The 26,322-nt window shown below is 64.2% G+C and carries 31 protein-coding genes; 16 read left to right on the forward strand and 15 right to left on the reverse strand.

Going from position 1 to position 26,322, the window contains the following annotated elements; all coding sequences use genetic code 11:
- Positions 1–7 precede the first annotated feature (7 nt).
- From WC585_RS09355 to lpdA, 14 genes are all read left to right on the forward strand, one after another.
- Entirely contained in the window at positions 8–463 is a 456-nt protein-coding gene (locus WC585_RS09355) for a type II toxin-antitoxin system RatA family toxin (RefSeq protein WP_373257581.1), read from the forward strand.
- Complete coding sequence (locus WC585_RS09360) at positions 460–1,569, forward strand: NAD(P)/FAD-dependent oxidoreductase (protein ID WP_373257582.1); 1,110 nt, start codon at positions 460–462, stop codon at positions 1,567–1,569. Before WC585_RS09355 ends, WC585_RS09360 begins: the two co-directional genes overlap by 4 nt.
- The gene (locus tag WC585_RS09365; protein ID WP_373257583.1) at positions 1,566–2,105 is read left to right on the forward strand and encodes a GNAT family N-acetyltransferase; all 540 of its coding nucleotides are present in this window, start codon (positions 1,566–1,568) and stop codon (positions 2,103–2,105) included. The genes WC585_RS09360 and WC585_RS09365 overlap by 4 nt, the downstream gene beginning before the upstream one ends.
- Before the next feature lie 33 nt (positions 2,106–2,138).
- Positions 2,139–2,654, forward strand: coding sequence for a GNAT family N-acetyltransferase (locus WC585_RS09370; RefSeq protein WP_373257585.1), 516 nt, complete (start codon positions 2,139–2,141; stop codon positions 2,652–2,654).
- 108 nt (positions 2,655–2,762) lie between these two features.
- On the forward strand, positions 2,763–2,945 hold the full coding sequence (gene rpmF, locus WC585_RS09375) for a 50S ribosomal protein L32 (protein ID WP_373257586.1): 183 nt from the start codon (positions 2,763–2,765) through the stop codon (positions 2,943–2,945).
- Between the two features lie 122 nt (positions 2,946–3,067).
- Positions 3,068–3,682, forward strand: a complete 615-nt coding sequence (locus tag WC585_RS09380; RefSeq protein WP_373257588.1) for a hypothetical protein — start codon at positions 3,068–3,070, stop codon at positions 3,680–3,682.
- 84 nt (positions 3,683–3,766) lie between these two features.
- A complete protein-coding gene (eno, locus tag WC585_RS09385) occupies positions 3,767–5,047 on the forward strand; it encodes a phosphopyruvate hydratase (RefSeq protein ID WP_373257589.1) in 1,281 nt (426 codons plus the stop codon).
- Positions 5,048–5,135: 88 nt separating this feature from the next.
- Positions 5,136–5,477: a septum formation initiator family protein gene (locus tag WC585_RS09390; protein WP_373257590.1), complete on the forward strand. Its 342-nt coding sequence runs from the start codon at positions 5,136–5,138 to the stop codon at positions 5,475–5,477.
- A 124-nt stretch (positions 5,478–5,601) separates the two neighbouring features.
- Entirely contained in the window at positions 5,602–6,627 is a 1,026-nt protein-coding gene (pdhA, locus tag WC585_RS09395) for a pyruvate dehydrogenase (acetyl-transferring) E1 component subunit alpha (protein ID WP_373257592.1), read from the forward strand.
- On the forward strand, positions 6,624–8,012 hold the full coding sequence (locus WC585_RS09400) for a pyruvate dehydrogenase complex E1 component subunit beta (RefSeq protein ID WP_373257593.1): 1,389 nt from the start codon (positions 6,624–6,626) through the stop codon (positions 8,010–8,012). The genes pdhA and WC585_RS09400 overlap by 4 nt, the downstream gene beginning before the upstream one ends.
- Positions 8,009–8,338, forward strand: coding sequence for a DUF5076 domain-containing protein (locus WC585_RS09405; protein WP_373257595.1), 330 nt, complete (start codon positions 8,009–8,011; stop codon positions 8,336–8,338). The genes WC585_RS09400 and WC585_RS09405 overlap by 4 nt, the downstream gene beginning before the upstream one ends.
- On the forward strand, positions 8,335–9,636 hold the full coding sequence (locus tag WC585_RS09410) for a pyruvate dehydrogenase complex dihydrolipoamide acetyltransferase (protein WP_373257597.1): 1,302 nt from the start codon (positions 8,335–8,337) through the stop codon (positions 9,634–9,636). The genes WC585_RS09405 and WC585_RS09410 overlap by 4 nt, the downstream gene beginning before the upstream one ends.
- 10 nt (positions 9,637–9,646) lie before the next feature.
- Entirely contained in the window at positions 9,647–10,126 is a 480-nt protein-coding gene (locus tag WC585_RS09415) for a glutathione peroxidase (protein WP_373257598.1), read from the forward strand.
- 2 nt (positions 10,127–10,128) lie between these two features.
- Positions 10,129–11,535 carry a dihydrolipoyl dehydrogenase gene (gene lpdA, locus WC585_RS09420; RefSeq protein WP_373257600.1) on the forward strand — a complete coding sequence of 469 codons (1,407 nt, stop codon included), beginning with the start codon at positions 10,129–10,131 and terminating at the stop codon, positions 11,533–11,535.
- A 130-nt stretch (positions 11,536–11,665) separates the two neighbouring features.
- Here lpdA and WC585_RS09425 read toward each other — a convergent pair whose 3' ends face one another.
- Positions 11,666–12,532 carry an NAD(P)-dependent oxidoreductase gene (locus tag WC585_RS09425; protein WP_373257601.1) on the reverse strand — a complete coding sequence of 289 codons (867 nt, stop codon included), beginning with the start codon at positions 12,530–12,532 and terminating at the stop codon, positions 11,666–11,668.
- Complete coding sequence (locus WC585_RS09430) at positions 12,529–13,026, reverse strand: flavin reductase family protein (RefSeq protein WP_373257603.1); 498 nt, start codon at positions 13,024–13,026, stop codon at positions 12,529–12,531. Before WC585_RS09430 ends, WC585_RS09425 begins: the two co-directional genes overlap by 4 nt.
- Positions 13,027–13,167: 141 nt before the next feature.
- Here WC585_RS09430 and WC585_RS09435 point away from each other — a divergent pair, with 141 nt between their 5' ends.
- Together WC585_RS09435 and WC585_RS09440 are read left to right on the forward strand one after the other, a co-directional pair.
- A complete protein-coding gene (locus WC585_RS09435) occupies positions 13,168–14,070 on the forward strand; it encodes a flagellar motor protein MotB (RefSeq protein WP_373257605.1) in 903 nt (300 codons plus the stop codon).
- Positions 14,071–14,168: 98 nt separating this feature from the next.
- Positions 14,169–14,930, forward strand: coding sequence for an arginyltransferase (locus WC585_RS09440; protein ID WP_373257606.1), 762 nt, complete (start codon positions 14,169–14,171; stop codon positions 14,928–14,930).
- Here the strand turns inward: WC585_RS09440 and WC585_RS09445 are convergent.
- The 13 genes from WC585_RS09445 to pyrE all read right to left on the reverse strand — a co-directional run bounded on the left by WC585_RS09445 (position 14,900) and on the right by pyrE (position 26,313).
- Positions 14,900–15,934, reverse strand: a complete 1,035-nt coding sequence (locus WC585_RS09445; RefSeq protein WP_373257608.1) for a M48 family metallopeptidase — start codon at positions 15,932–15,934, stop codon at positions 14,900–14,902. The two genes, WC585_RS09440 and WC585_RS09445, sit on opposite strands and share 31 nt — an antisense overlap.
- Before the next feature lie 10 nt (positions 15,935–15,944).
- On the reverse strand, positions 15,945–16,517 hold the full coding sequence (locus WC585_RS09450) for a LemA family protein (RefSeq protein WP_373257610.1): 573 nt from the start codon (positions 16,515–16,517) through the stop codon (positions 15,945–15,947).
- Between the two features lie 87 nt (positions 16,518–16,604).
- Entirely contained in the window at positions 16,605–18,809 is a 2,205-nt protein-coding gene (gene parC, locus WC585_RS09455) for a DNA topoisomerase IV subunit A (RefSeq protein WP_373257611.1), read from the reverse strand.
- A 39-nt stretch (positions 18,810–18,848) separates the two neighbouring features.
- Positions 18,849–19,580 carry a DNA repair protein RecO gene (recO, locus tag WC585_RS09460; RefSeq protein ID WP_373257613.1) on the reverse strand — a complete coding sequence of 244 codons (732 nt, stop codon included), beginning with the start codon at positions 19,578–19,580 and terminating at the stop codon, positions 18,849–18,851.
- Between the two features lie 54 nt (positions 19,581–19,634).
- A complete protein-coding gene (locus tag WC585_RS09465) occupies positions 19,635–20,087 on the reverse strand; it encodes a nuclear transport factor 2 family protein (protein WP_373257615.1) in 453 nt (150 codons plus the stop codon).
- A 29-nt stretch (positions 20,088–20,116) separates the two neighbouring features.
- Positions 20,117–20,734: a flavodoxin family protein gene (locus WC585_RS09470; RefSeq protein WP_373257617.1), complete on the reverse strand. Its 618-nt coding sequence runs from the start codon at positions 20,732–20,734 to the stop codon at positions 20,117–20,119.
- Positions 20,735–20,787: 53 nt separating this feature from the next.
- Positions 20,788–22,020 carry a serine hydrolase domain-containing protein gene (locus WC585_RS09475; RefSeq protein ID WP_373257619.1) on the reverse strand — a complete coding sequence of 411 codons (1,233 nt, stop codon included), beginning with the start codon at positions 22,018–22,020 and terminating at the stop codon, positions 20,788–20,790.
- Between the two features lie 4 nt (positions 22,021–22,024).
- The gene (gene era / locus WC585_RS09480; protein WP_373257621.1) at positions 22,025–22,984 is read right to left on the reverse strand and encodes a GTPase Era; all 960 of its coding nucleotides are present in this window, start codon (positions 22,982–22,984) and stop codon (positions 22,025–22,027) included.
- Complete coding sequence (gene rnc / locus WC585_RS09485; RefSeq protein ID WP_373257622.1) at positions 22,981–23,697, reverse strand: ribonuclease III; 717 nt, start codon at positions 23,695–23,697, stop codon at positions 22,981–22,983. Before rnc ends, era begins: the two co-directional genes overlap by 4 nt.
- Positions 23,697–24,512, reverse strand: coding sequence for a signal peptidase I (gene lepB / locus WC585_RS09490; RefSeq protein ID WP_373257624.1), 816 nt, complete (start codon positions 24,510–24,512; stop codon positions 23,697–23,699). The genes rnc and lepB overlap by 1 nt, the downstream gene beginning before the upstream one ends.
- Before the next feature lie 60 nt (positions 24,513–24,572).
- Entirely contained in the window at positions 24,573–24,974 is a 402-nt protein-coding gene (gene acpS, locus WC585_RS09495) for a holo-ACP synthase (RefSeq protein ID WP_373257626.1), read from the reverse strand.
- Positions 24,971–25,732, reverse strand: coding sequence for a pyridoxine 5'-phosphate synthase (locus WC585_RS09500; RefSeq protein WP_373257627.1), 762 nt, complete (start codon positions 25,730–25,732; stop codon positions 24,971–24,973). The genes acpS and WC585_RS09500 overlap by 4 nt, the downstream gene beginning before the upstream one ends.
- On the reverse strand, positions 25,729–26,313 hold the full coding sequence (gene pyrE, locus WC585_RS09505; protein ID WP_373257628.1) for an orotate phosphoribosyltransferase: 585 nt from the start codon (positions 26,311–26,313) through the stop codon (positions 25,729–25,731). The genes WC585_RS09500 and pyrE overlap by 4 nt, the downstream gene beginning before the upstream one ends.
- Between the last annotated feature and the right edge of the window lie 9 nt (positions 26,314–26,322).

The following is a 26,322-nucleotide window of genomic DNA, read 5'->3' on the forward strand; positions in this document are numbered from 1 at the left end:
GCCGCGCTTGGCCGTCCACCGCGTCACCCGCATCCTGCCCTATGCGCCCGAACAACTCGCGGCCCTGGTGGCGGACGTGCGCGCCTATCCTGACTTCGTGCCCTGGGTGAACAGCATGCGGGTCTGGAACCCGCGTGAGGAAACCCCAGGTGTCGATCTGCTGGATGCCGAGGCGGCGGTGGGGTTCTCATTCCTGCGGGAGCGGTTTTCGACCTGGGTTCGGCATGATCGCAGTGCGCATGTCGTCGAGGTCGGGCTGATCCGGGGGCCATTCAGGCATCTGAACAACCGTTGGAGCTTTCACCCTGATCCGGAAGGAACGCGGGTCGAGTTCATGATCGACTTCGCCTTCAAGACCCGGCTGCTGGATGCCATGCTCCACGCCAACTTCGACCGCGCGGTCGGATCGTTGATGCGCTGTTTCGAGGTGCGGGCCGCCCAGCTTTATGCGCCAAAGCCGTGAGCTTTGACTTCGACGCCACCGTGGTCGGTGCCGGTGCGGTCGGTCTGGCCTGCGGGCGCGCGCTGGCGAAGCGGGGCTTGGCGGTTCTGGTGCTGGAGAAGGAAGGCCACATCGGCCAAGGGGTTTCGTCGCGAAACAGCGAGGTCATCCACGGCGGGCTCTACTATCCGACCGGCACGCTGAAGGCGCGGTTCTGCGTCGAGGGCAGGCGGGCGCTCTATGGCTTTCTGGACAGCCGCAAGATCGACTATCGAAAATGCGGCAAGCTGGTCGTGGCAACTGAAGAGGCCGAGGTTGAGCGGATCGAAGCCATCTTCCAGCAGGCCACCGCCAATGGCGTCGAGGGTCTGGAACATCTGACTGGAGCTCAGGCACGAGCGCTGGAGCCGGGGCTCAATGCCCATGCCGCCATTCTGTCGCCCGAGAGCGGCCTGTTCGCCAGCCACGACTATATGCTCGCCCTGGTCGGTGAGATCGAGGATGCGGGCGGCTCGGTCGTCGTCAACACACCGTTCGAGCGCGCCGAGGCGCTGCCCGGCGGTGGCTTCACGATCACCGCTGGAGGCGAGGCCGGGGCGACCCTGACGACGCGCCTGCTGGTCACCGCGCCGGGGTTGCAGGCGCAAGGCGTAGCCTCTCGGATCGACGGATTTCCCGCCGATAAGATCCCCAAGGGCCATTTCGGCAAGGGCGTCTATTTCCGCCTGACCGGCAAGGCCCCCTTCGGGCGACTGATCTATCCGCCGCCGATCCCCGGTGCTCTGGGCACCCACTATCGCAAGGATCTGGGCGGGCAGGCGGTCTTCGGACCCGATCTCGCCTATGTCGAGACCGAGGACTATTCGGTCGATCCGGCCAAGGCGGACGAGTTCGCGCATTACATCCGCCGCTTCTGGCCCGGCCTGCCGGAGGGGGCGCTGACGCCCGACTATGCCGGCATCCGTCCCAAGCTGCATGGGCCTGGCCAGCCGCAGCCGGACTTTCAGCTGCGAGGGCGCGACGACCATGGGCTGGACGGGCTGGTGGCCCTGTTCGGTATCGAAAGCCCCGGCCTGACCAGCTCGCTGGCCATAGGCGAGGCGGTCGCGGACATGCTGGACGCATGAGCGAGTTCGTTTTCCGAACCGCCACACAGGACGACGTCGCGAGTCTACAACCCTTTGTGCATGCCGCCTATCGCGGTGACAGCGCGCGCAAGGGTTGGACGCACGAAGCCGACCTGCTGGACGGACAGCGGATCGACGGTCTAGCCCTGTCAGCCATGATAGATGCGCCGGACCACGTCGTCCTGATCGCCGAACAGCAGGGCGAACTGGTGGGCTGTGTCCAGGTCAACGGTAAGGGAAACAGCCTGGCCTATCTGGGGATGCTGTCCGTCGATCCGGAGCGGCAAGGGGGTGGCATCGGCCGAAGGCTGATCACGGCGGCGGAGGCAGAAGCCCGCTCGACCTTCAAGGCGACGCGCATGGAGATGACCGTCATCGTTCAGCGGACGGAACTGATCGCCTGGTACGCGCGGTGCGGCTACCAGCCGACGGGAGAGACGCGACCGTTTCCGGCCACTGATCCGCGTTTTGGCCTGCCGAGGCGAGACGATCTGGCTTTTGTGGTCTTGGCGCGAGACCTGACGCCACAAGCTTGACCTTGGACATATAATCTAGGCAATCCGCGCCAGATGGAAATCGCCACGCCCAGACTGAAGCTGAGGACCGCCCAGCCAACCGATCTGGCTGGCATCCACGCCGTGCTGTCCGATACAGCCGCCATGCGCTGGTGGGCCACACCTCCGCACCAGACGCTGGAAGAAAGCGAAGCCTGGCTGGCGGCGATGATTGCCAACGGCCCCGAGCACCCAGATTTCATCATCGAGCGCGACGGCGAGGTGATCGGCAAGGTCGGCTTCTGGGCCCCGCCGGAGATCGGCTACATCCTGCATCCTGCCCACTGGGGTCAGGGTCTGGCCAGCGAGGCCCTGGTGGCTGCGATCGACCATCTGTTCGCCCACCATCCGTTCGATCAGATTACCGCCGATGTCGATCCGGCCAATGCGGCGTCAATCCGGCTGCTGGAGCGAATGGAGTTCGTCAGGACGGGCAGCGCGGAGCGAACGATGCAGGTGGGCGGGGTCTGGGTCGACAGTCTGTTCTACGCCTTGACGCGGTCAGCCTGGGCATTGCATCGCAAGGCTTGAACTCCCCGACGGGTTGAGGCATAAGCCCGCCCTCGCTGGCGGCTCCACTCGGGCCGCCGCTGTTGTTTTCGCGCTCCTGTAGCGCCGACCTAGAAGATTGAGACGGACATGGCTGTTCCGAAGCGCAAAGTATCGCCCTCGCGTCGCAACATGCGTCGCTCGCATGACGCCCTGGGCACCAATGCCTATACGGAAGACAAGGACACGGGCGAACTGCGTCGCTCGCACCACATCGACCTGAAGACCGGCACCTATCGCGGTCGTCAGGTTCTGACGCCCAAGGAAGACTAGGTCTTCGGTTCAGGCGTCTTGCTGGCGAATCAGCGGGACGGCAGACGGAATTCACGGCGCGCGGTCATCCGCGCGCCGTTTTCGTGCTTTGATGTCTTCTGAACTTCCACGGGAGACCGCCTATGATCCGTTCCATCCTGGTGACCGCCTCGGTCCTGGCCCTGGCCGCCTGCAATTCACCCGAGCCGGAGAAGGCCGCCACCGAAATCGTGCCGTCGCCCGTGGCTGCGCCTGACGCGCCCGCGCCGGTCGTCGATGCCAACGCCCTGACGCCGGAAGGCTGGGGCAACATCCGGGTCGGCATGACCCGCGCCGAGGTCGAGGCCGCCGTCGGACCCGACTCATCGCCCAATGCGGTCGGGGGCCCGGACCCTACAGCCTGCGACCTGTTCCACCCCGAACAGGCCCCGACCGGCATGATGGTCATGGTCGAAAATAATGTGGTGACCAGCGTCTGGCTGAACCGCGGCGCGACGGTAAAGACCGACCGCGGATTCGGCATCGGCGACGATGCGGCGGCGATCAAGACGGCCTATGGGGATGCGGCAACCGCCAGCCCGCACAAATACAGCGCCGCTCCCGCCGAATACATCACCGCCTGGGCCAGCGGAGGCGGTGAGGGGTACATTCAAAATCCAGCCGCCCGCGGGATCAGCTATCACGTCGGCAACGACGGAAAAGTGAACTTCGTCGCTGCGGGTGGGCCGAGCATCCAGTATGTCGAGGGTTGCGCCTGACCCTGGCCTGATGCCGGGATGGTTGGCGTATCGCCGGGGCTTGCGCTAAACCCCGGCGACATTCCTGACAGCAGAGCCTGACCCATGACTGACATCGCCGACATCGTTGCCCGCCAAATCCTCGACAGCCGTGGCAATCCGACGGTGGAGGTGGATGTTATCCTGGACGACGGCAGCTTTGGCCGTGCGGCCGTGCCCTCTGGAGCCTCCACGGGTGCGCACGAGGCGGTCGAGCTGCGTGACGGCGACAAGTCGCTGTGGGGCGGCAAGGGCGTCGGCAAGGCCGTGGATGCCGTCAATGGCGAGATTTTCGACGCCCTGTCCGGCATGGACGCCGAGGACCAGCGCCGCATCGACGAGGCCCTGATCGCTCTAGACGGGACAAACAACAAGGGTCGGCTTGGGGCCAATGCCATCCTCGGCGTGTCCCTGGCCTGCGCCAAGGCCAGCGCCATCTCCTCGGGCCTGCCGCTGTATCGCTATCTGGGCGGCGTCTCGGCCCGCGTCCTGCCGACGCCGATGATGAACATCATCAACGGCGGTGCCCATGCCGACAATCCGATCGACATCCAGGAGTTCATGATCCTGCCGACCGGAGCCGAGAGCTTTTCCGAGGCCCTGCGCATGGGCTCTGAAATCTTCCATGCCCTGAAAACCCAGCTGAAAGACGCAGGCCACAATACCAATGTCGGGGATGAGGGCGGTTTCGCGCCCAACCTGGCCTCGGCCGAGGAGGCGCTGAGCTTCATCACCCGCGCCGGTCAGGCCGCCGGCTATCTGGCGGGCGAAGACTTCCATCTGGCGCTGGATGTCGCGGCCACCGAATTCTTCAAGGACGGCAAATACGTCATGGCGGGCGAAGGCAAGACCTTCGAGGCCGACGCCATGGTCAACTACCTGGCCGACCTGTGCCAACGCTTCCCGATCGTTTCGATCGAGGACGGCTGTGCCGAGGACGACTTCGACGGCTGGAAGCTGCTGACGGATCGTCTGGGCGACCGCGTCCAGATCGTGGGCGACGACCTGTTCGTGACCAATCCGGCGCGCTTGGCCGCAGGCATCGGCGAAGGCCTGGCCAACTCCATCCTGGTCAAGGTCAACCAGATCGGCACCCTGTCGGAGACGCTGGATGCCGTCGATATGGCCCACCGCGCGGGGTACACAGCGGTGATGAGCCACCGCTCGGGTGAGACCGAGGATTCGACCATCGCCGACCTGGCCGTCGCTACCAACTGCGGGCAGATCAAGACCGGCTCGCTGGCCCGCTCGGACCGCACGGCGAAGTACAACCAACTCCTGCGCATCGAAGAGATGCTAGGCGACCAGGGCGTCTATTTCGGCGACGGCATGCTGCTGAATCGATAGGCAGAAGTTACGGCCAAGCTACGGTTTGTTAGGCATTTTCGGTCACACACGATCAACCGTGTGCCCACGCTCAGAAGGAGCGGCCCGAATGCCAGAGCGTATGAAGCCGTACCTGCCGTCTGCCGTCCTGTTGTTTCTGATCGCCTATCTGGGTGTTCAGGCCCTGACCGGGTCGCGCGGCTTGCTGAATGGACATGAGCGGGACGCTCTGCTGAGCCAGCGCCAGGTGCAACTGGCCGAGGTGATGGAGCAGCGTCGCGACCTGGAGGTGCGGGTCCAGTACCTGCGCACCGACACCCTGTCGCGCGACCTGCTGGAAGAGCGGGCGAGGGCGGTTCTGGGGTTTGCGGACCCGCGCGACTATGTGATCCGCGTCTCTGCGCCACAGCCTGCGGACGCCGCCTCCAAGCCCGCCGTCACGCCCACTTGAACTATTGTTACAGCGCCGCCGGGCGACTTTGCGTTACGGGAACGAAGGCTGCTAAAGCCCCTTAACGTAACGACAAGAGACCTCCACACCCACCGTGGGGCGAGGTCCAGCCGGGAGATATCGGATGGCGAAAGCCCCCGCGGCCAAGACTGCGCCGAAGACGCTGCCCAACACGCCGACAGCCTCCAAGGAGGACCTGCTTCGGTTCTATCGCGAGATGGTGCTGATCCGCCGTTTCGAGGAGCGGGCCGGGCAGCTGTACGGCATGGGTCTGATCGGCGGCTTCTGCCACCTGTACATCGGTCAGGAGGCCGTGGCCGTCGGCGTTCAGGAAAGCGTCAAACAGGGCCACGACAAGATCATCACCGGCTACCGTGACCACGGCCACATGCTGGCAGCGGGCATGGACCCGAAGGAGGTCATGGCCGAGCTGACCGGCCGCATCGGTGGGTCCTCCAAAGGCAAGGGCGGCTCGATGCACATGTTCGACGTGCCGACCGGCTTCTATGGCGGGCATGGCATCGTGGGGGCACAGGTCGCGCTGGGCACCGGCCTGGCCTTCTCGGGCAAGTACCGAGGCGATGACTCGGTCGCCTTCATCTATTTCGGCGACGGCGCGGCCAACCAAGGCCAGGTCTATGAAAGCTTCAACATGGCCCAGCTGTGGAAGCTGCCGGCCATCTACATCATCGAGAACAACCAGTACGCCATGGGGACCAGCATCGAACGCTCGTCCTCCACAACACAGCTCAGCGAGCGCGGAGCCAGCTTCGGCATCCCCGGCGAGCAGGTCGACGGCATGGATGTACTGGCCGTGCGTGATGCTGTGGCCAAGGCGGTCAAACGTGCCCGCGAGGGTGGTGGCCCCTTCATCCTGGAGGTGAAGACCTATCGCTATCGTGGTCACTCCATGAGCGATCCGGCCAAATACCGCACCAAGGAAGAGGTCGATGAGGTCAAGAAAACCCGCGACCCGATCGACCACATCAAGATGCTGCTGGCCGACGCCAAGGCCACTGAAGACGAGATCAAGGCCATCGACGCCGAGATCAAGGCCATCGTCGCCGAGGCCGTCCAGTTCGCGCAGGAAAGCCCGGAGCCGGACCCGAGCGAGCTATATACCGACGTCTACATGGAGACCGCCCAGTGACCGACATTCTCATGCCGGCGCTGTCGCCCACGATGGAAGAGGGCACGCTGACCAAGTGGCACATCAAGGCGGGCGACACGGTCAAGGCCGGTGACGTCATCGCCGAGATCGAAACCGACAAGGCGACCATGGAGGTCGAGGCCGTCGACGAGGGGGAAGTGCTGGAAATCCTCGTGGCCGAAGGCTCCGAGAACGTGAAGGTCAACACCCCGATCGCGCGCCTGGCAGGCGAGGACGGTGCAGCGGCTCCGGCATCGAAACCGGCAGAGGATGCTGCCTCGGCTCAGGCCCCTGTCGCCAAGCCTGAGGCGGACGAAGCCAAGTCCGGCGATCCCGAAAAGGCTCCGCCCCAGACCGCGACGCCCAAGGTCGAGCTGCGCGACCCGGAAATTCCCCAGGGTGCCAAGCTGGTCAAGACGACCGTGCGCGACGCCCTGCGCGACGCCATGGCCGAGGAAATGCGCCGTGACGACAAGGTCTTCCTGATCGGCGAGGAAGTCGCTCAGTACCAAGGTGCCTACAAGGTCAGCCGCGAACTGTTGCAGGAGTTCGGCGAGCAGCGCGTCGTCGATACCCCCATCACCGAGCATGGCTTTGCCGGTCTGGGCGTCGGCGCGGCCATGGCGGGCTTGAAGCCGATCGTCGAGTTCATGACCTTCAACTTCGCCATGCAGGCCATCGACCACATCATCAACTCGGCCGCCAAGACGCTGTACATGTCGGGCGGCCAGATCCGCGCGCCTATCGTCTTCCGCGGGCCGAACGGTGCGGCCAGCCGCGTGGGTGCCCAGCACAGCCAGGATTACTCCGCCTGGTACGCCAATGTCCCCGGCCTGAAGGTCGTCGCGCCCTATGACGCCGCCGATGCCAAGGGGTTGCTGAAATCGGCCATCCGCGATCCGAACCCTGTCGTCTTCCTGGAACACGAGATGATGTACGGCATCGAGTTCGATGTGCCTGACGTCGAGGATTACCTGGTTCCCATCGGCAAGGCCAAGGTCCGCCGCGAGGGCAAGGACGTCACCATCACCGCCCACGCCCGCATGGTCGGTTTTGCGCTGGCCGCCGCCGAGAAGCTGGCTGAGGAGGGGGTAGACTGCGAGGTCATCGACCTGCGCACCCTGCGGCCGCTGGACCACGAGACCATCGTCGAGAGCGTGAAGAAAACCAGCCGCCTGGTCTCGGCCGAGGAAGGCTGGGGGCCCATGGGCGTCGGCGCCGAGGTCGTGGCCCGGGTGATCGAACACGCCTTCGACTACCTCGATGCGCCACCGCTAAGGGTGCATCAGGAGGATGTGCCGCTGCCCTATGCCGCCAATCTGGAAGCCCTGTCACTGCCCGGCACCGACAAGATCGTCGCGGCCGTGAAGGCGGTGATGGCATGAGCGAGGCCCCTGAGTTCCTGCTGACCACGCCTGACAGCGTTGCCAGTGACCCGGACGCCATCGAAATCATCCGCATGTGGTGGTCGAAGAATGAGCCCGTCATGTCGGTGAAGCCCGCCTTCAACGATCCGCACAAGTTCGGCGAGATGCTGGCCATCGCGGCACGCCACATGGCCCACGGCTATGCCGTCCGACACGGCCACAACGAGCGCGAGGCCTATGCTCGTATCCTCCAGGGCCTTAGCGACGTGGTTAAGGCGGACAATGTCCAGACCGTCGCCGAACCCGTGAGCAAGGGGCCCGAGACCAAGGGATCAGTGCAATGACCGACATCCTGATGCCCGCCCTGTCGCCCACCATGGAAGAGGGCGTACTCGCCAAGTGGCACGTCAAGGTCGGCGACACGGTCAAGGCCGGCGACGTCATCGCCGAGATCGAGACAGACAAGGCGACCATGGAGGTCGAGGCTGTCGATGAGGGCGAGATCACCGAGATCCTGGTGGCCGAAGGCTCCGAAGGCGTGAAGGTCAATACGCCGATCGCACGGCTGAAGGACGAAGACGGCGCGGCGGCTCCGGCGGCGAAGTCTGATGCACCCAAGGCCGAAGCGCCGAAAGCCGCTGAAGCCCCGAAACCTGCGACAGCCAAGTCAGAAGCATCGCCTGCCGCTGCTGCGGAATCACCAAAAGCGGCACCTGCCAAGGCAGCTGACGGCGGACGGCTGTTTGCGTCACCTTTGGCCCGTCGCCTGGCCGCCCAAGCGGGTGTCGAACTGTCGGCGATCAAGGGCACCGGACCCCACGGCCGCATCGTCAAGCGCGATGTCGAGGCTGCGGGCAAGGGCGGGGCAAAACCCGCTCCTGCCGCCGCTGCGACAGGTTCGGGCATTGCCTCGCGGCCGGTCCAGCCTCTGGCCCAGATGGGCATTCCGGACGGCAGCTACGACCTGATCCCGCTGGACGGCATGAAGAAGGCTATCGCCCGGCGCATGGTCGACAGCATCCAGCAGGTGCCGCATTTCCCGCTGTTCATCGATGTCGAGATCGACGCCCTGCTGGCTGCCCGGGCCAGGGTCAACGCCATGCTGGAACCGCAGGGCATCAAGGTCTCGGTCAACGACTTCGTCATCAAGGCCGCCGCGATGGCCCTGAAGGCTGTGCCGGAAGCAAACGCCAGCTATTCGCCTGAGGGCATCGCCATGCACCACAACGCCGATGTGGCGATGGCGGTGGCGATCGACGGCGGCCTGATTACCCCGATCATCCGCAAGGCCGAGACCAAGTCGCTGTCGCAGATCGCGACCGAGTCCAAGGACCTGGCCAAGCGCGCCCGCGACCGCAAGCTAAAGCCCGAAGAGTTCCAGGGCGGCACGTTCAGCGTCTCCAACCTAGGCATGTTCGGCATCAAGTCTTTCAGCTCGATCATCAACGAGCCCCAGGGCGCGATCATGAGCGTGGGGGCAGGGGAACAGCGCCCCGTCGTCAAGAATGGCCAGTTGGCCGTCGCTACGGTCATGACCGTCACCCTGACCTGCGATCATCGTGTGGTGGACGGTGCGACCGGCGCGCGCTTCCTGCAGGCCTTCAAGCCGATGATCGAAGACCCCGTCACCATGCTGGCCTAGGGGAGGGGGTATGACCTCGGTCTACGACTTCGCCGCAACTGCCATAGACGGGACCGAGCGGCCGCTCGAGACATTCCGCGGCCAGTCCCTGTTGATCGTCAACACAGCCTCGAAATGCGGTTTCGCCGGCCAGTACAAGGGGCTGGAGAATCTGCACCGGCAGTTCGCGGACCAGCCTTTTGAAGTGCTGGGCTTTCCCTGCAACCAGTTCGGCCAGCAGGAGCCCGGCATGGCCGACGAGATCGCCACCTTCTGCTCGACGAACTTTGACGTGTCGTTTCCGCTGTTCGACAAGGTCGAGGTCAATGGCCCCAACCGCCACCCGCTTTATGCCTGGCTGACCGAGCAGAAGAAGGGGTTCCTGGGCTCGAAGGCCATCAAGTGGAACTTCACGAAATTCCTGACCGACCGGGAGGGCAGGGTGGTCGCCCGCTATGCCCCGCAGACTGAACCTTCGGCCATCGCGGCCGACATCGAAAAGCTGATCTGATTATGGCTCAAGAGTTCGACCTCATCGTCATCGGTTCCGGCCCCGGCGGCTATGTAGCCGCCATCCGCGCCAGCCAGTTGGGCCAGAAGGTCGCCATCGTCGAGCGCGAGAACCTGGGCGGCATCTGCCTGAACTGGGGCTGTATCCCGACCAAGGCGCTGCTCAAGTCGGGCGAGAAATACGAAAGCCTGAGCCATCTGAAGGACTATGGCCTGTCCGCTGACAAGGTTGGCTTTGACTTCGACGCCATCATCGCGCGGTCGCGCGGCGTGGCCAAGCAGCTGAACAGCGGTGTCGGCTTCCTGATGAAGAAAAACAAGATCGAGGTCATCGAGGGCTCGGCCAAACTTGAGAAGGGGACTGTGGCCCCCAAGGTCGTGATTGACCTGAAGGCCGGCGGTTCGCGAACGGTCGAGGCCAAGGCGGTGATGCTGGCCGTCGGCGCTCGCGCCAAGGCCATCCCGCAGATTGGCCTGGAAGCCGACGGCGACCGCATCTGGGCCTACCGCGAAGCCATGGCCCCAAAGGCGATGCCCAAATCGATCGTGGTCATCGGCTCGGGCGCCATCGGCATTGAATTCGGCAGCTTCTACAGAGCTTTGGGTGCGGACGTTACTGTTGTGGAGGCGGTGGACCGCATCATGCCGGTCGAAGACGAAGAGGTTTCCAAGGCCGCGCAGAAGTCCTTTGAGAAGCGCGGCATGAAGTTCCGTACCGGCTGCAAGGTTACCAAGGTCTCGAAGGGCGGGCAGAGCGTCCAGGTCGCCATTGAGGCGGGCGGCAAGGCCGAGAAGCTGGAGGCCGAGGTCTGCATCTCTGCCGTCGGCATCACCGCCAACACTGACGGCATCGGTCTGGAGGCGCTGGGCGTCAACATGGACCGCGGCCACATCACCATCGACGGCCACTGCCAGACGAATGTGAAGGGGCTGTATGCCATCGGCGACTGCGCCGGGGCCCCCTGGCTGGCGCACAAGGCGTCGCACGAAGGCATCCATGCCGCCGAGCACATTGCCGGATTCAAATCACCGAACGTCAACTCGCCCATCGCGGGGTGCACTTATGCCCAGCCGCAGGTCGCCTCGGTCGGGATCACCGAGCAAGGCGCGCGTGAAGCCAAGCGCGGGGTCAAGATTGGTCGGTTTCCGTTCAAGGTTAACGGCAAGGCGATCGCGTCCGGCGACACCGACGGCTTTGTCAAAACCATCTTCGATGCCAAGACGGGTGCGCTGATCGGGGCCCACATGATCGGGGCAGAGGTCACCGAGATGATCCAGGGCTATGTCACGGCCATCGCTATGGAGGCGACCGAGGAAGACGTCCACGGCATCGTCTATCCGCACCCGACGATGTCGGAGGCCATGCACGAAGCCGCGCTGGATGCCTATGGACGCGTGATCCACATCTAGACTGGCGCATGTAGACCGGCGCAAGCGTGAAGGGGCAACGGAAGGGTGCTGAGCGCCACTCTGCTGCGGGATGCGTTTATCGCCTAAGATATATTATGTGAAATATTGAGTTGGTGCTTTCGATCTGCCGTTAATCGCTGCTGGGCTTTTGGAGCCTTGCCGCCAGGCTCGACGTATCCCAGCGTGCGCCGCCCATGGCCTGAACCTCTGCGTAATAGCTATCGACCAGAGACGTCATGTCGAGCCGCGCACCGTTGGCCCGGGCTTCATCCAGCACAAGCCCCAGATCCTTGCGCATCCAGTCGACCGCGAAGCCGAAATCGAACTCGCCGCGCGTCATCGTCTTCCAGCGATTGTCCATCTGCCAGGACTGGGCCGCACCCTTGGAAATGGCGTCATAGACCGCGTCGGTGTCCAGGCCAGCGCAATGGGCAAAATGCACAGCCTCTGCCAAGCCCTGGACGACGCCGGCGATGGCAATCTGGTTGACCATCTTGGCGAGCTGACCGGACCCAGGCGGGCCCATGCGCTTGATAGCTTTCGAATAGGTTTTCAGGATTGGCTCGACACGCGCCAGGGCTTCGGTATCGCCCCCCGCCATGACACTGAGCTGGCCATTTTCGGCACCGGCCTGGCCACCGGAAACCGGAGCGTCGATGAAGTGACGACCAGAGGACGAAGCCGCATCCGACATCTCGCGCGCGACGACGGCGGACGTCGTCGTGTGATCAATGATGACCGCGCCCGGCTGTAGATGCGTCAAGGCCTGTGACACGACCTGACGAACGTCGTCGTCGTTGCCGACGCAAAGGATGAACACCTCCGCACCTTCCGCTGCAGCTTGGACTGTGTTTGCGACGGCGCCGCCTGCGAGCTTTGCCCAAGCCGATGCCTTATCAATCGAGCGGTTGAAGGCCGAAACCTTATGTCCTGCATGAACCAGATGGCGTGCCATCGGCCCGCCCATAACCCCTAGTCCTGCAAATCCGATCTTCACGCCAGCGGCTCCCGGGCTTCGCCATACCGGCCCCGATAATAGGTCAGCGCATCACCTGGGCGGGTCTCGAAGGTTCGCACGGCTCCAACAATGGTCAGGTGATCGCCCATGACGATGCGGGCGTGGACGTCGCAGTCCAGCCGCGTCAGGGCATTTCGAAGGCGTGGGGGCTCGTTGCTGGAGCTGTCGAACTCCTCGGCCGACAGACGGCAAACGCCCCAGGCGAACCGGTCGGACATGTCGCGATCCTCGATCGGCAGTACATGCACCGCGAAACGGTCGGCCGCTGCAAAGGCGTCGTGCCGCTCCGACTTCCGGTCCAGACACCACAGGATCAGCGGCGGTGCCAAAGAAACGGAGGTAAAGGAGTTGACAGTGATGCCATAGGGCCCCTCCCCCGTATGGGCTGTCACGACGCAGACGCCGGTGGCAAAGCCGCCCAGGGCCTTGCGATAGGCGGGCGTATCGAAGGTGGGGCTGATGAGGTCGGTCACACTTCGACGACTAGGCGACCCAAAGTGCGTCGGCAATGACTTTGGTGCCGCATGGTCGCTTGCCCGTATCATTTGCAAACCGGTTCTTAACGCGCGCCCGCGATGGTGTGGCTAACGAACAGCGTTAAGGCACCGGATTCGATGGCTCTGAACGACCGCCCAATCATGATCAAGAAGGTCAAGAAGGTGATCGCCGGAGGTCACCATGGCGGGGCCTGGAAGGTCGCCTATGCCGACTTTGTGACAGCGATGATGGCCTTCTTCCTGCTGATGTGGCTGATCAACACGACCGATCCGGAGCAGAAGCGCGGTATTGCCGAATATTTCGCACCTGCCAGCGTGTCCCAGACAACGTCGGGCTCGGGCGGCATCTTGGGCGGCACGGCCTTGGGTGATGATGGTGCCAAGAGCTCGGGCAGCAACTCGGTCATCACCGAACTGGCCCCTGAAGCTCCTGATAACGCGCCGCAGGACGCAGGTCAGAGTTCAAACCTGGCCGCTGCCAGCGAAGAGGCTCTGCGCGAAGAGATCGCGCGCCGCGAAGCCGCCCAGTTCGCCTCCGCCGCCGAATCGCTGCGCCAGGCCATGCAGTCGATGCCTGAACTGGCCGAGCTGTCGAAACAGCTGATCATCGACCAGACTCCTGAGGGACTGCGCATCCAGCTGGTCGACCAGGAGGGTCGATCCATGTTCGACAACAACTCGGCACGGCCCAATGCCAGAGCCCAGCTCCTGCTGAGAGCCGTGTCGCGCGTGATCAACCAGTTGCCGAACCGCATCTCCGTGACCGGCCATACGTCGGCCCAGGCGGGTTCCAGCCGGGCCAGTGCACCAGGTGACTGGTCGCTGTCTTCCGAGCGCGCCAACGCATCAAGGCTGGTCCTGCAGAGCGCGGGTGTCGATTCGGATCGCGTGTACCAGGTGTCGGGCAAGGCCGGTTCCGATCCGCTATATCCCGATGATCCTTCGCTGGCTGGCAACCGGCGCATCGCCATTGTTCTGTTGCGCGAAGCACCCGTTTTGCCGTCTGATACCAGCCTGTAGGCGGATATGACCCTTGCGCAGAACGACCGTGCGGGGCCAGATATCAACCATGTTGCGTCGCCTATCTTCAACGTGCCGACAAACACGGACCTGAGCCGTTGACCCAGTTCGTCCCGCAGCGACAACTCCGGTTCTACATGACCTCGGTCGCGCCCTGCCCTTATCTGCCGGGCAAGACGGAGCGGAAGGTGTTCGCCAATCTGCCCTTCAGCGAGGGGGCACACGTCAACGACGAGCTGACGCAGGCGGGTTTCAGGCGCAGTCAGAATATTGCCTACCGACCGGCTTGCGAGGCCTGCGATGCCTGCGTCTCGGTGCGGCTGCCCGTGCCGGAGTTCGCGTTCTCCCGCTCCCAGAGGCGCATCCTGCGTCGGAACGAAGATCTATCACGCGATCTGGTCGAGGCCGAGGCGACGACGGAGCAGTTCGATCTGTTGCGCCGCTACCTGAACAATCGCCATCCCGAGGGCGGCATGGCTGGTATGGGCTGGCTGGATTATGTCGCCATGATCGAGGACACCGCTGTCCGCACCCACCTGATCGAGTATCGCCGGGCTTCGTTGGATGACGGCCCGGGGCAGCTCGTCGGCGTTTGTCTGACGGACTTGCTGAGTGATGGACTTTCGATGGTTTACAGCTTCTTCGACCCAGCTCTCGCAGCACGCAGCCTGGGCCGGTTCGCCATACTGGATCATGTGCGTCAGGCGGCGGCGGTCAACCTGCCCTTCGTCTATCTGGGCTACTGGGTCCAAGGGTCGCGCAAGATGGACTACAAGGCCGACTTCCGTCCAATGGAGAAACTGACCCGTCTGGGCTGGGAGCGGATCGTTCAGCCTGCCGAGGGTACCGACGTTGGATAAGGCGGCATCAGCGGTACAGAGGCGGGCTCTCGCCACGGGCCAGGATCGCGCCCTCCCCCAAACCTGATCAAGGCCTCGATCCGCTTGGCGATGGGGGGATGGGTGGCAAACAGGCCCTCCAGACCCTTGCCGTTCGGCTGGTTGTCCAGAAACATCTGCTGAACCTCGTCAGGGCCCGGCAGAGACGACCGTCCCTCGATCTTGCGCAGCGCTCCGATCATGGCGTCGGGGTTTTTGGTCAGCTCGACCGCCCCGGCATCGGCCACATATTCCCGAGTGCGTGACAGGCTCATGCGAATGACGATGGCCAGCCCATAGCCGACCGCAGCTATGACCAGACCAATCAGGATCAGCGGCATGGCATTCTTGTTGTCGCGCCGCCCGCCTCCGCGTGAATAAAACAGACTGCGCAGCACCAGTTCGGCCACCACGCTGATGATGCCGGCAAAGATCGAGGCGATCACCATGGTCCGCACGTCCTTGTTGATGACATGCGTCAGCTCGTGGGCCAGCACGGCCTCCAGTTCGTCGCGGTCCAGCGCCTGCATCAGCCCGCGCGTGACGGTGACACTGTAACGGCCTTCGTTCAGGCCGCTGGCGTAGGCATTCAATCCGTCCACTTCGATGATGCGCAGCGTCGGGGTCTGCATACCGCGAGAGATCGACAGATTTTCCAGCAAGTTATAGAGCTCAGGCTCAGACCGCCGATCAACCTTGCGGGCCCCTGTCATGGCGTCGATCATCGCCTGATTGCCGAACCAGGCGATAGCGAACCAGATGGCGGAGAAGACGATGGCCAGCGGGATGGTCGTTGTCAGCCAGCTCGCCGCCAACGCCATGTCCGCGCTCAGCGAGCCTCCGGAGTTAGGGAGGATGCCAAACCCCATCAGCATGAGCTGGAGCCCATACAGGATGCCGACCATCAGCACGGGAAAGCCTGCCAGCAGGATCACCGAGCGCGTATTGTTCGCCCAGATGTGGGTCTGAAGACCGACGGCGGTCATGGGGTGAGGCCTAGAACTTCACCGACGGCGGCGCGGCAGTCATGGCGGCACGATCGGCCTCTCCCACGTCGACAAAGGGCTTGTCCGCTCCATAGCCGACCATGCCCGCGAACAGGACGGTCGGGAACTGGCGGCGCACGGCGTTGAACTCGGCCACGGCATTGTTGAAGAACCGGCGAGCGGCGGCGAGCTTGTTCTCGATGTCCGACAGTTCGGCCTGCAACTGCTGGAAGTTGGCGTTGGCCTTGAGGTCGGGATAGGCCTCGGACACGGCGAACAGACGGCCCAGAGCGCCTGTCAGCATGTTCTCGGCCTGGACCTTGTCGTTGACCGAGGTGGCCCCGGCGGCGGCGGCGCGGGCCTGGGTCACAGCCGCCAGGGTCCCGGCCTCGTGCGTGGCATAACCTTTCACCGTTTCCACCAGATTGGGGATCAGGTCCTGACGCTGCTTCAGCTGCACGTCGATATCGGCGAACGACTGGTCGGCGCGCTGATCCAGCGCGACCAGCTTGTTGTAGGCGCCGACGACGACGAAAAGCACCACGGCCACGATGACGGCGATGACGATCAGGGTGATGAGCATGGACATCTCCAACCCGGCCCGGAGTGGGCCATGCCAGAGTATGTCAACAGACCCGCGCCATCGGAAATGAAATCGGCGTAAGCCGCTCTAGCGGAACTTCCTGAGCCCCCTCGGTCCCTGCCGCCCTGCTCCAGCGCGTTTGCCCAGCCAATCCTTCCAGTCGGGCCAGTTCCGGCGCCGAGCGCCGCCATCAACCCATTCGGGGCCATGTGCGCCGTCGAAGACGGTCACATCCACCAGCCCGCCCTGTTTGTAGGACTGCAGCTTGACCCCCTTGCCCCGGCCCATTTCCGGAAGTTCGGCGACAGGGAAGATCAGCGCCTTGATGTTGTCACCGATGGTGGCGATGTGATCTCCGGTGACGCGAAGTACGGCCTTCAGGTCGCCGTTCAGCACCTGTTTGCCGCCGCGTTTCTGGGCCAGCAGTTCGTCTTCCGGGGCGATGAACCCATACCCCGCACGCGACGCGACCAGCAGCTTGCCGCCCGGTTGATGGGCTAACAGGGCCACGATCTCGGCCTTTTCGTCCAGATCGATCATCAGGCGTAGCGGCTCGCCATGCCCGCGCCCCGACGCCAGTTTGTCGGCACCGATCGTGAAGATGCGCCCGTCCGACGCCGCGACCAGCAGCTTGTCGGTCGTGAAGGCAGGCACCAGCCAGGCCAGACTGTCGCCCTCCTTGAACTTCAGCTCCGACGGATCCTCCACCTTGCCCTTGGCGGCCCGGATCCAGCCGCGCTCGGACAGGATGACCGTGATGGCCTCGCGCGGGATGTAGGCCTCGACCGCGGCGGCGAAGGCCGAACTGTCTACGGCCTCGGCGATTGTGGTGCGGCGTGGCGAGACCATGGCCTTGCGCACGGCCTCCAGGTCCTTACCGACCTGCTTCCATTGCTTGGCAGGCGTTGTTGACAGCGACTTCAGTGCCGCAAGTTCTTCCATCAAAGTCTTGAATTCATTCTCGATCGTCATCTCTTCGATCCGCGCCAGCTGTCGCAGACGGGTGTCGAGGATGAAGTCGGCCTGAAGCTCCGTCAGGCCGAACCGGGCGATCAGCACGGCCTTGGGCTGCTCCTCCTCGCGGACGATGCGGATGACCTCGTCCAGGTTCAGGAAGACGATCCGCAGGCCTTCCAGCAGATGCAGCCGCTTCTCGACCCGTTCAATGCGCCAGTGGGCCCGGCGCACCAGAACCTCGCGCCTGTGCTCCAGAAACGCCTGTAGACAGGCCTTCAGTCCCAGCACGCCCGGCGTGCCCGTGGCGTCCAGCACATTCATGTTGATCGGGAAGCGCACCTCCAGATCGGAAAGCTTGAAGAGGCTCTCCATCAGGACGTCGGCCTCGACCGTCCGCGACTTGGGCTCCAGCACCAGGCGGATGTCCTCGGCGGACTCGTCGCGCACGTCGCCCAGCAGAGGGGCCTTCTTGTGCTCGATCAGATCGGCCAGATCGGCGACCAGCTTGGACTTGCCGACTTGATACGGCATCTCGGTGACCACGATCTGATAGCCACCACGATCCAGCGGCACCCGCTCCCACCGCGCCCGCAAACGCACGCCGCCGCGACCGGTCTCATAGGCGTCGAGGATTGAGGCATGCCCTTCGACCGCGACGCCCCCGGTCGGAAAGTCCGGTCCCGGCACGATGGTCGCCAGTTCCGCCGTGGTGGCGTCCGGCCGCTCCAGCAACAGCTGGCAGGCGTCGATCAACTCACCGACGTTATGCGGCGGAATGGACGTCGCCATGCCGACGGCGATGCCGGACGAGCCGTTGGCCAACAGGTTCGGGAAACCCGCGGGCAGGACGACCGGCTCCTCGTCCTGATCGTCATAGGTGGCCTTGAAGTCGACCGAGTCCTGCTCGATCCCCTCCATAAGCAAGACGGCGGCGGGCGTCAGCTTGCACTCGGTGTAGCGCATGGCTGCGGCGTTATCGCCGTCGATGTTGCCGAAGTTTCCCTGGCCATCGACTAGTGGGTAGCGCTGAGAGAAATCCTGGGCCAGACGCACCAGGGCGTCATAGATGGAGGCATCGCCATGGGGGTGATAGCCGCCCATAACCTCCCCGACGACCTTGGCGCATTTGCGTGCAGCCGCCTGGGGGTTCAGGCGCATCTGCTGCATGGCGTACATTATGCGCCGATGCACAGGCTTGAAGCCGTCCCGCACGTCCGGCAGGGCGCGGTTGGTAATGGTCGACAGCGCATAGGCCAAATAGCGACGGCTCAGCGCCTCGCTCATCGGCTCGTCGATGATGCGGCCGCCCTCAGGCGGCGGGGTATGAATGGTCATGGCGTCCGAATCGGTAATCCCAGCGCCTGAGTCTAGCGCCTAAAGTCGTCCCGCCTCGCCCAGCTTGTCGATCATCCACACCCGTGCAGGCGGAATAGGCCGGTTCTGGGGGTGAAAGACGAACTGTTCCAGGAAATGGCCGGTCAGGGCCAGGCCCGCCCCGACATCGCCTTCACCCAGCCTGGCCTGCGCCCCCAGCATGAAGGGCGGCAAGACCAGTAGTTTGTCGGCATAGGGTGCGCCGGCATTTCGGCTGACGGCGCGACCCGTCCGCGGGCTGACCCAGATCAGGTCGTCCATATCTCCGGTGACGGCGCATCGGGACAGGTCCAACCCAAAGCCCAGGTCCTCTAGCAACCCGGCCTCGAAACGGACGAAAATGGCGGGCCAGACATCGGGAAGGACGAACGCTCCCATCAGGGCCTCGAACGCCATGAAGGCCCCTGGATGCGGTTCTCTATCCGGCAGAGCTCCTTGCGCAACAGATGCGGCGGCGGCGAGGCCCGTCAGGGCCATCGGGTCGTCAAACAGGGCGCTGGGCCCCTCTCCCACCGGCTCCAGCCGCGCCGAGCCCAGGTGGTCGGACGTCCGGGCTCGGTAATCGGCCGAAACCCGCGCGCCGGGCTGCAGGAACGGCTTCATCTTGCGTGACGCCCCGCCCGCGACATAGGCCGCACGGCGACCATGATCCAGCGTCAGCAGTTCGACGACTACACCCGTATCGCCATGCGCGCGCGCTGACAGAACGAAGGCATCGTCGGTGAAATCCATGCCGGTCGTTAGCCGGTCGTGCCGGTGTTGGCCATACGTTCTCGTACGCTGCAGCTATTCCTCAGCCTTGATCGTCGCCACGACAGCGTCGGCGCGGTCATTCGGTACGGCGAAGCTAAGGACATATTGCTCGATCTTCCAGCCGTCGTCCGTAAGGCGCAACACCCCGGAACCGCGCACCTGGCCATAGCTCGCATTGTCCAGAATCTCGTCGAACCAGGCGACGCAGCGGCATCCGATGGGCGCTATAGTCACCGTCCGCTCGCGTGGCACATAGGTCCAGCCTCGTCCCCTTGCGAAATACGGCTCCGCATAGGCGCGGAAGGCGGTCAGGGACCAACGCTCGGTCGCGTCGGTGCCGATGAAGCGGGCCTCAGGGGTGAACTGATTGAAGTAGTCCTGTCCGTCGGCTCTAGATGCCGCTTGATGCATGCGGTCGATGACCGCCTCGACATCCGTCTCCGGCGACGCGGACAGGATCGACAGGACGGCGAACAGGTTCATCATGGGTGGCGCTCCGGCAGGAAGCGACCAGCCTAGCCCTGCTCCCCGCTTTCCGGAACCGGATAGGTCGTCGGCTTTAGCACCTTGGCCACGGCCAGCAGATTGCGTGCGGCGTTGCGGCCTACGCGGTCAGAATATTCGTGCCCCTGATCCGTCTCGACATAGTCTGGTCCGGGGCCGGGGCCCAGGTGCCAGTAAGTCCAGCTCTGCCCCGGAATGGTGAAACCCATGTCGATCAGTCCCTGACAGACCGTGGCAACGATGTTGTGGGCCCCGTCCTCATTGCCGGTCACCACGACGCCGGCGACCTTGCCGAAGGCCACGGGGCGTCCACTGTCGTCAGTCTCGCCAAACCAGGCATCCATCCGCTCCAGCGCACGCAGGCAGACACTGGACATCTGGCCCAGCCAGGTCGGGGTCGCAAAGATCACGATATCTGCGGCCTTGAGCCTCTCGTCGATGGACGGCCATTCGTCGCCCTTGCCTTCATCGGCGCTGACGCCGGGCTTGATGTCTAGATCGACCAGCCGGATCATCTCGACCTCGGCCCCGCCCTTTTCGAGTTCGGCGATGACGACGTTCGCCAAGGCCTCGGTGCTGGAGGTCTGGGGAGACGGCTTCAGCGTGCAGTTTAGGACGACGGCTTTCATGGCAGGGCTCCGGTTTGCCCTGATCCAACCCCTGCGGACCCGCCGCGTTCCCGCTAACGGGCCATCGCGGTGGGAAACGGGTAGCCCAAGGCCTCGGCCATGGCCTTCTGGGAGATCAGGAAGACGGCGTCGCGCTGATGATAGTTGTTGGACAGGACGATCACCGTCACGTCCTGATCGGGCTGGTGGGTCATCAGGTTGCGGAAGCCCGACCAACTGCCGGTGTGATAGATCTGGCGGTCTGCAAAGCCCGGGCTGACGCGTCGGCCGATGCTGTTCGAGAATACGCCATAGCCCCAGGCACGGTGCGGGCGTCCCCGCTCATCGGGCGTATCGGCGGGGGCGTGATCGGCGATCATCTGGGCATAGCTGGCAGGCGTCAGCAGATCGCCCTGATGCAACGCCTTCTCCCAGACCAGCAGGTCATCGAGCGTCGAGTACAGCGCACCAGCGGCGAAGATGATGCTGAGGTTGGCATTGGGCTGGGGGGCGATTCCGCCGACCAGGTTGGCATAGCCCATGACGACTTCCGACTGGTCGTCGTCATAGCCCGTGTCCTCCATGCCCAGAGGGTCGAAGAAGGCGGTGCGCAAATAGTCGTGCAGGGGTTGGCCACTGGCCTTCTCGACCACGACGCCCAGCAGGTTATAGGCCGCATTGTTGTAGCCGACCTTGGTGCCGGGGGCGAAGCTGAGGCTGAAACGCTTGGAGTCCTCGGTCAATTCCTGGGTGGTCGCCGGGGTCACACGTCGGTTGCCCCAGCCGGGCCGGGCCATCAGGTCGGGAATGCCGGAGGTGTGCGACAGCAAATGGCTGAGCCGAATGGGAGCCCACGCGGCAGGGCAGTCCTCGATCCAGCGACACAGCGGATCATCGACGGACAACTTGCCCTCGTCCTGAAGACGCAGGATGGCGGCAGCGGTAAACTGCTTGCTGACCGAAGCGAGGCGGTAGCGGGAATCCAGCTTCAAAGGCTCGCCCGTTTCGCGATTGGCCAAGCCATAGGCTTGCCGAAACAGGATTTCGTCACCTCGCGCCACCAGGACAGCGCCCGTGAACTGCTCGTTCGCGCCCCAGCGATCCAGATGCGCCTTGAGTTGCGGCAGGCTCTCGATCACGACCAGCGGCGGACGCGACAGTGCAGATGCTTCGGCTACCGCAGAAGCCTCGGCATTGGGACGCACGCTGAACCAGCCGATCAGGCCTGCCGAGGCGATCAGTACGGCACTGATGACCGCAATGGTCAGGCGCGGATGGCCACCGGAATGTCTGGGGACATGGAACAAGAGATCAGACGTCGAAATCCAGCCCGAACTGGGCGTACAGGGCGCGGCTGTCCTGCCACTTCGGATCGACCTTGACGGTCAGGAACAGGTGAACCGGCCGATCCAGCAGCTCGGTCAGCTCCTCGCGCGACTTCTGGCCGATCCATTTCAGGGTCTGCCCCCCCTTGCCCAGCACGATGGGCCGCTGGCTCTCGCGCTCGACATAGATGGTCTGCTCGATCCGCGCCGAGCCGTCCGCCTTGTCCTCGAAGGACGTCGTCTCGACAGCCGCCGAATAGGGCAGTTCCTCGTGAACGCGTAGATAGACCTTCTCGCGCGTGATCTCGGCGGCCAGAACGCGCATCGGCACGTCGGCGGACTGGTCCTCGGGATAGAGCCACGGCCCTACAGGCATGGCGCGGGCCAGCCGCTGCTTCAGGTCATCGACCCCGTCGCCGCTCAGGGCCGAGATCATATAGACCTCCGAATAGACGCCAGTCTCGAACATCTGGTGTGACAGCGCCAGCAGCGTATCGCGGCGCATGCCGTCGATCTTGTTCAGGGCCAGAATGACCTGGGTGTCGGACGCCTTCAGATTGGCGATGATGGTCTCGGTGTCCTCGGCCGAGCGCCGGTCGGCCGCCTGGCCTTCCTTGCCTTCCGAAGCGATGTGCGAGGCGGCATCGATCAGGTGGATGACCACGTCGGCGTCCGAGGCCCCGCCCCAAGCCGAAGCGACCATGGCCCGGTCCAGCCTGCGGCGCGGCGTGAAGATGCCAGGGGTATCGACCAGCACGATCTGAGCGTCGCCCTCAATGGCGATGCCGCGCACAGGGAAGCGGGTGGTCTGGACCTTTTGGGTGACAATCGACACCTTGGTCCCGGTCAGGCGATTGACCAGAGTGGACTTGCCGGCATTGGGCGCGCCGATGATGGCGGCAAAGCCTGCACGGGTGTTCACACGGGTGTCCTGGGGATCGGTCAAATGACGCCTTCACGTTGCAACAGGCCGATGGCGGCCGTCTTCTCTGCGTCCTGACGCGAACGGCCCTGTGCGGTCAAGGGCGCATAGCCGTCGACGTTCACCTCGACCGTAAAGGTCGGGGCGTGGTCGGAGCCTGTCCGTTCGAGGATACGGTAGGTGGGCAGGGCCTTGGCCTGACCCAGCGCCCACTCCTGCAGTGCCGATTTGGGATTGCTGACCGAGCGCACAGGCGGCGCCGCCAGTTCGGCAGCCCAGGCGCGATCGAACACGGCCTGCGCGGCCTCCATGCCGCCATCCAGCCAGGCAGCCGCCAGAATGGCCTCCATCGCATCGCCCAGAACGCCCTCGCGACGCCGACCGCCTTGCTTGGCCTCGCCCGGCGACAGTCGCATGGCGGGACCGACACCGAGGGCGTCCGCGGCGCGAGCACAGGCGGCCTTGTCGACAAGCGCATGCAGACGCGACGACATCTCGCCTTCGTTTGCATTGGGGAAATCGCGCATCAGCCGGTCGGCGACCAGCAGGCCCAGCACCCGGTCCCCCAGGAACTCCAGCCGTTGATTGTCGGCGAACAGGCGACCCCGCGCGTCACGCTCGGCCCCCTCCCCCACGCTGGCGTGGGTCAGGGCGAGGTCGAGCAGCCGCGGATCACGAAAGTTATGGCCCAAGGCCACCAACAGCGCGCGCACCGCCTCTGCGCGACGGTCGGCCATCAGTCGAGGACGCGGAAGAACCGGCTGGGGCGGATGTTGGAGAACCAGCTGACCGGGTTCCACAGCGAGGCCCCGGGCTCCCACGACAGCAGGATGATCTCGGCCTTGCCGACCAGATTCTCTTCCGGGACCATGCCCACGCCCTGGGTCTGTTCGACCCGACTGTCGATCGAGTTGTCGCGGTTGTCGCCCATCATGAAGTAGTGGCCGGCGGGCACCTCGAAGGCGGGTGTGTTGTCCAGATCGTTGCCTGGGCCGAAATCCTGGATGGTGAATGTCTTGCCGCCGGGCAGGGTTTCGCGCGCCTGAATGACCTGCTGGCCGAACATGCCCGACAGTTCGTTGCCGGACACCACCACGTCGCGAACCGCCACGCCGTTGATATGCAGAACGTTGTCGATCATCTGCACTCTATCGCCGGGCAGGCCGATAACGCGCTTGATGTAGTCGGTGCGATTGTCGCGCGGCAGTTTGAAGACGGCGATATCGCCTCGCTTCGGAGCCGAGCCGAAGATACGCCCCTCGAAGATCTCCGGGCTGAACGGCATCGAATGGCGCGAATAGCCATAGGACCATTTCGACACGACGATGTAGTCGCCCTCGTACAGATTGGGCTCCATCGAGGCCGACGGGATCGTGAAGGGCTGGAACAGCAGGACCCGCAGGACCAGGGCGATCAGCAGAGCGTAGAAGATGGTCTTGAAGATCTCCAGACCCTCGTTCTGCGGCTTCTTCTTCTCCGGCTTGCCGCCGCCGAAGATGGGGGTGCGCTTGATGTCCGTGACCGGCGCATTGGACGTGGTGTCGTCGCTCATCAGAAAGTCATTCCCAGCCGCGTGCACGCGGATCAAAGTCGAACGGTCGGTATAGGCTGATTACGCCACGGGCAAGGCTTCGATCACCACGAAGGCGAGTGCATAGGGGTGTTCGTCACTCAGCGTCAGGTGAATGCGCGGCTCATGCCCGGGGGGCATCAAGCGATGCAGGTGCTCGGCGGCATGGCCGGTCAGGGCCAGCGTCGGCTGGCCCGAGCGCAGGTTCACCACCCCCATGTCGCGCCAGTAAACATCCGCCCGCATGCCGGTGCCCAGCGCCTTGGCACAGGCCTCCTTGGCCGCGAACCGCTTGGCATAGCTCCAGGCCGGGTCCGGCTTGCGGTCCGATCTGGCGCGTTCGTGCTCGGTAAAGCAGCGCTGCTTGAACCGGTCGCCAAACCTGTCCAGCGACGCCTGGATGCGACGAATGTCCGACAGGTCTGCGCCAACACCGATGATCATGCAGCGGGCTCGCGTGCGGCGTCCATCAGGGCTCGCATCCTGTCGATAGCCGGGCCCAAGCCGACGAAAATCGCCTCTCCAATCAGGAAGTGGCCGATGTTCAACTCGGCGATCTCGGGGATGGCCGCGACCTCGGTAACCGTTTCGTAGTCGATCCCGTGCCCGGCATGCACCTCCAGTCCCAGCTGAACAGCAAGGGTTGCCCCATGCTGCAAAGCCTCTAGTTCAACCCGTGCCTCCTCGACCCTACCCTCGCGCACGGCGTCGCAGAAGGCCCCGGTATGCAGCTCGACGACGGCGGCTCCCGTACGTTGGGCCGCATGAATCTGTTCGGGATCGGCCCCGATGAACAGCGAAACCCGGCACCCCGCTTCATTCAGCTGACCGACGAAGGGCGTGATCCAGTTGTGGCCACCGACGACGTCCAGCCCGCCCTCGGTCGTGCGCTCCTCGCGCTTTTCCGGCACCAGGCAGACGGCGTGGGGGCGATGATGCAGGGCGATGGCCAGCATCTCCTGGGTGACAGCCATCTCCAGGTTCAGGGGCCGCGCCTGTTCTCGGAGCAGGGCCGACAGGCCGTCGATATCGGCATCCGAGATATGGCGACGATCCTCACGCAGGTGCGCCGTAATGCCGTCTGCACCGGCTTCCAAGGCCTCACGCGCCGCCCGGACCGGATCGGGATTCAGACCGCCACGCGCATTCCGCACCGTGGCCACATGGTCGATATTGACGCCCAGACGCAGGGTATGGGTCATTGGCTCAACCGCCGACTACCCGGATCTTCAATGGGCAAGGCCGCAAGTTCGGGCGGCAGGGCATCCGCTGCGTAGGCCGGCACATCCAGCGTCGCCAGCGCCACCAGCGGCACCCCGACATCGGCCCGACCGCCCGAGCGATCGACGATACAGGCTGCGGCGACCACTTCGCCGCCCGCCGCCTGGATGGCCGCGATACATTCGCGCGAAGACAGCCCCGTGGTGACGATGTCCTCGACCATCACCACCTTCTCGCCCGGTTCGACCGTGAAGCCGCGACGCAGTTTGAACGTGCCGCCTTCGCGTTCGACGTAGAGCGAGCGCACCTTCAGGTGTCGCGCGGTCTCATAGCCGGGGATTATCCCGCCTACGGCCGGAGATATGGCGACATCGACCGCGCCGACTGTGGCCACGATCTTTTCCGCCAGCGCCTTACAAAGCCGCTCACAGCGGGCGGTGTCCATGAAGACCAGGTTCTTCTGTAAGAAGACCGGGCTGTGCAGGCCCGATGACAGTACAAAATGCCCCTCGCGCAGGGCACCGGCATCGCGGAATTCGTTCAGGACATCTTCGGTGTTCATGGCATCGTC

This window comes from Brevundimonas sp. (assembly GCF_041648055.1).
In the GTDB taxonomy this organism is placed as follows: Bacteria; Pseudomonadota; Alphaproteobacteria; order Caulobacterales; family Caulobacteraceae; genus Brevundimonas.

Bases quoted from the DNA above. Each gene is read 5' to 3' on its own strand.
- WC585_RS09365 (WP_373257583.1), top strand. From the start codon at position 1,566: ATGAGCGAGTTCGTTTTCCGAACCGCCACACAGGACGACGTCGCGAGT.
- WC585_RS09370 (WP_373257585.1), top strand. From the start codon at position 2,139: ATGGAAATCGCCACGCCCAGACTGAAGCTGAGGACCGCCCAGCCAACC.
- rpmF (WP_373257586.1), top strand. From the start codon at position 2,763: ATGGCTGTTCCGAAGCGCAAAGTATCGCCCTCGCGTCGCAACATGCGT.
- WC585_RS09380 (WP_373257588.1), top strand. From the start codon at position 3,068: ATGATCCGTTCCATCCTGGTGACCGCCTCGGTCCTGGCCCTGGCCGCC.
- eno (WP_373257589.1), top strand. From the start codon at position 3,767: ATGACTGACATCGCCGACATCGTTGCCCGCCAAATCCTCGACAGCCGT.
- WC585_RS09390 (WP_373257590.1), top strand. From the start codon at position 5,136: ATGCCAGAGCGTATGAAGCCGTACCTGCCGTCTGCCGTCCTGTTGTTT.
- pdhA (WP_373257592.1), top strand. From the start codon at position 5,602: ATGGCGAAAGCCCCCGCGGCCAAGACTGCGCCGAAGACGCTGCCCAAC.
- WC585_RS09405 (WP_373257595.1), top strand. From the start codon at position 8,009: ATGAGCGAGGCCCCTGAGTTCCTGCTGACCACGCCTGACAGCGTTGCC.
- WC585_RS09410 (WP_373257597.1), top strand. From the start codon at position 8,335: ATGACCGACATCCTGATGCCCGCCCTGTCGCCCACCATGGAAGAGGGC.
- WC585_RS09415 (WP_373257598.1), top strand. From the start codon at position 9,647: ATGACCTCGGTCTACGACTTCGCCGCAACTGCCATAGACGGGACCGAG.
- lpdA (WP_373257600.1), top strand. From the start codon at position 10,129: ATGGCTCAAGAGTTCGACCTCATCGTCATCGGTTCCGGCCCCGGCGGC.
- WC585_RS09435 (WP_373257605.1), top strand. From the start codon at position 13,168: ATGGCTCTGAACGACCGCCCAATCATGATCAAGAAGGTCAAGAAGGTG.
- WC585_RS09445 (WP_373257608.1), bottom strand. From the start codon at position 15,934: ATGACCGCCGTCGGTCTTCAGACCCACATCTGGGCGAACAATACGCGC.
- WC585_RS09450 (WP_373257610.1), bottom strand. From the start codon at position 16,517: ATGCTCATCACCCTGATCGTCATCGCCGTCATCGTGGCCGTGGTGCTT.
- parC (WP_373257611.1), bottom strand. From the start codon at position 18,809: ATGACCATTCATACCCCGCCGCCTGAGGGCGGCCGCATCATCGACGAG.
- recO (WP_373257613.1), bottom strand. From the start codon at position 19,580: ATGGATTTCACCGACGATGCCTTCGTTCTGTCAGCGCGCGCGCATGGC.
- WC585_RS09465 (WP_373257615.1), bottom strand. From the start codon at position 20,087: ATGATGAACCTGTTCGCCGTCCTGTCGATCCTGTCCGCGTCGCCGGAG.
- WC585_RS09470 (WP_373257617.1), bottom strand. From the start codon at position 20,734: ATGAAAGCCGTCGTCCTAAACTGCACGCTGAAGCCGTCTCCCCAGACC.
- rnc (WP_373257622.1), bottom strand. From the start codon at position 23,697: ATGGCCGACCGTCGCGCAGAGGCGGTGCGCGCGCTGTTGGTGGCCTTG.
- lepB (WP_373257624.1), bottom strand. From the start codon at position 24,512: ATGAGCGACGACACCACGTCCAATGCGCCGGTCACGGACATCAAGCGC.
- acpS (WP_373257626.1), bottom strand. From the start codon at position 24,974: ATGATCATCGGTGTTGGCGCAGACCTGTCGGACATTCGTCGCATCCAG.
- WC585_RS09500 (WP_373257627.1), bottom strand. From the start codon at position 25,732: ATGACCCATACCCTGCGTCTGGGCGTCAATATCGACCATGTGGCCACG.
- pyrE (WP_373257628.1), bottom strand. From the start codon at position 26,313: ATGAACACCGAAGATGTCCTGAACGAATTCCGCGATGCCGGTGCCCTG.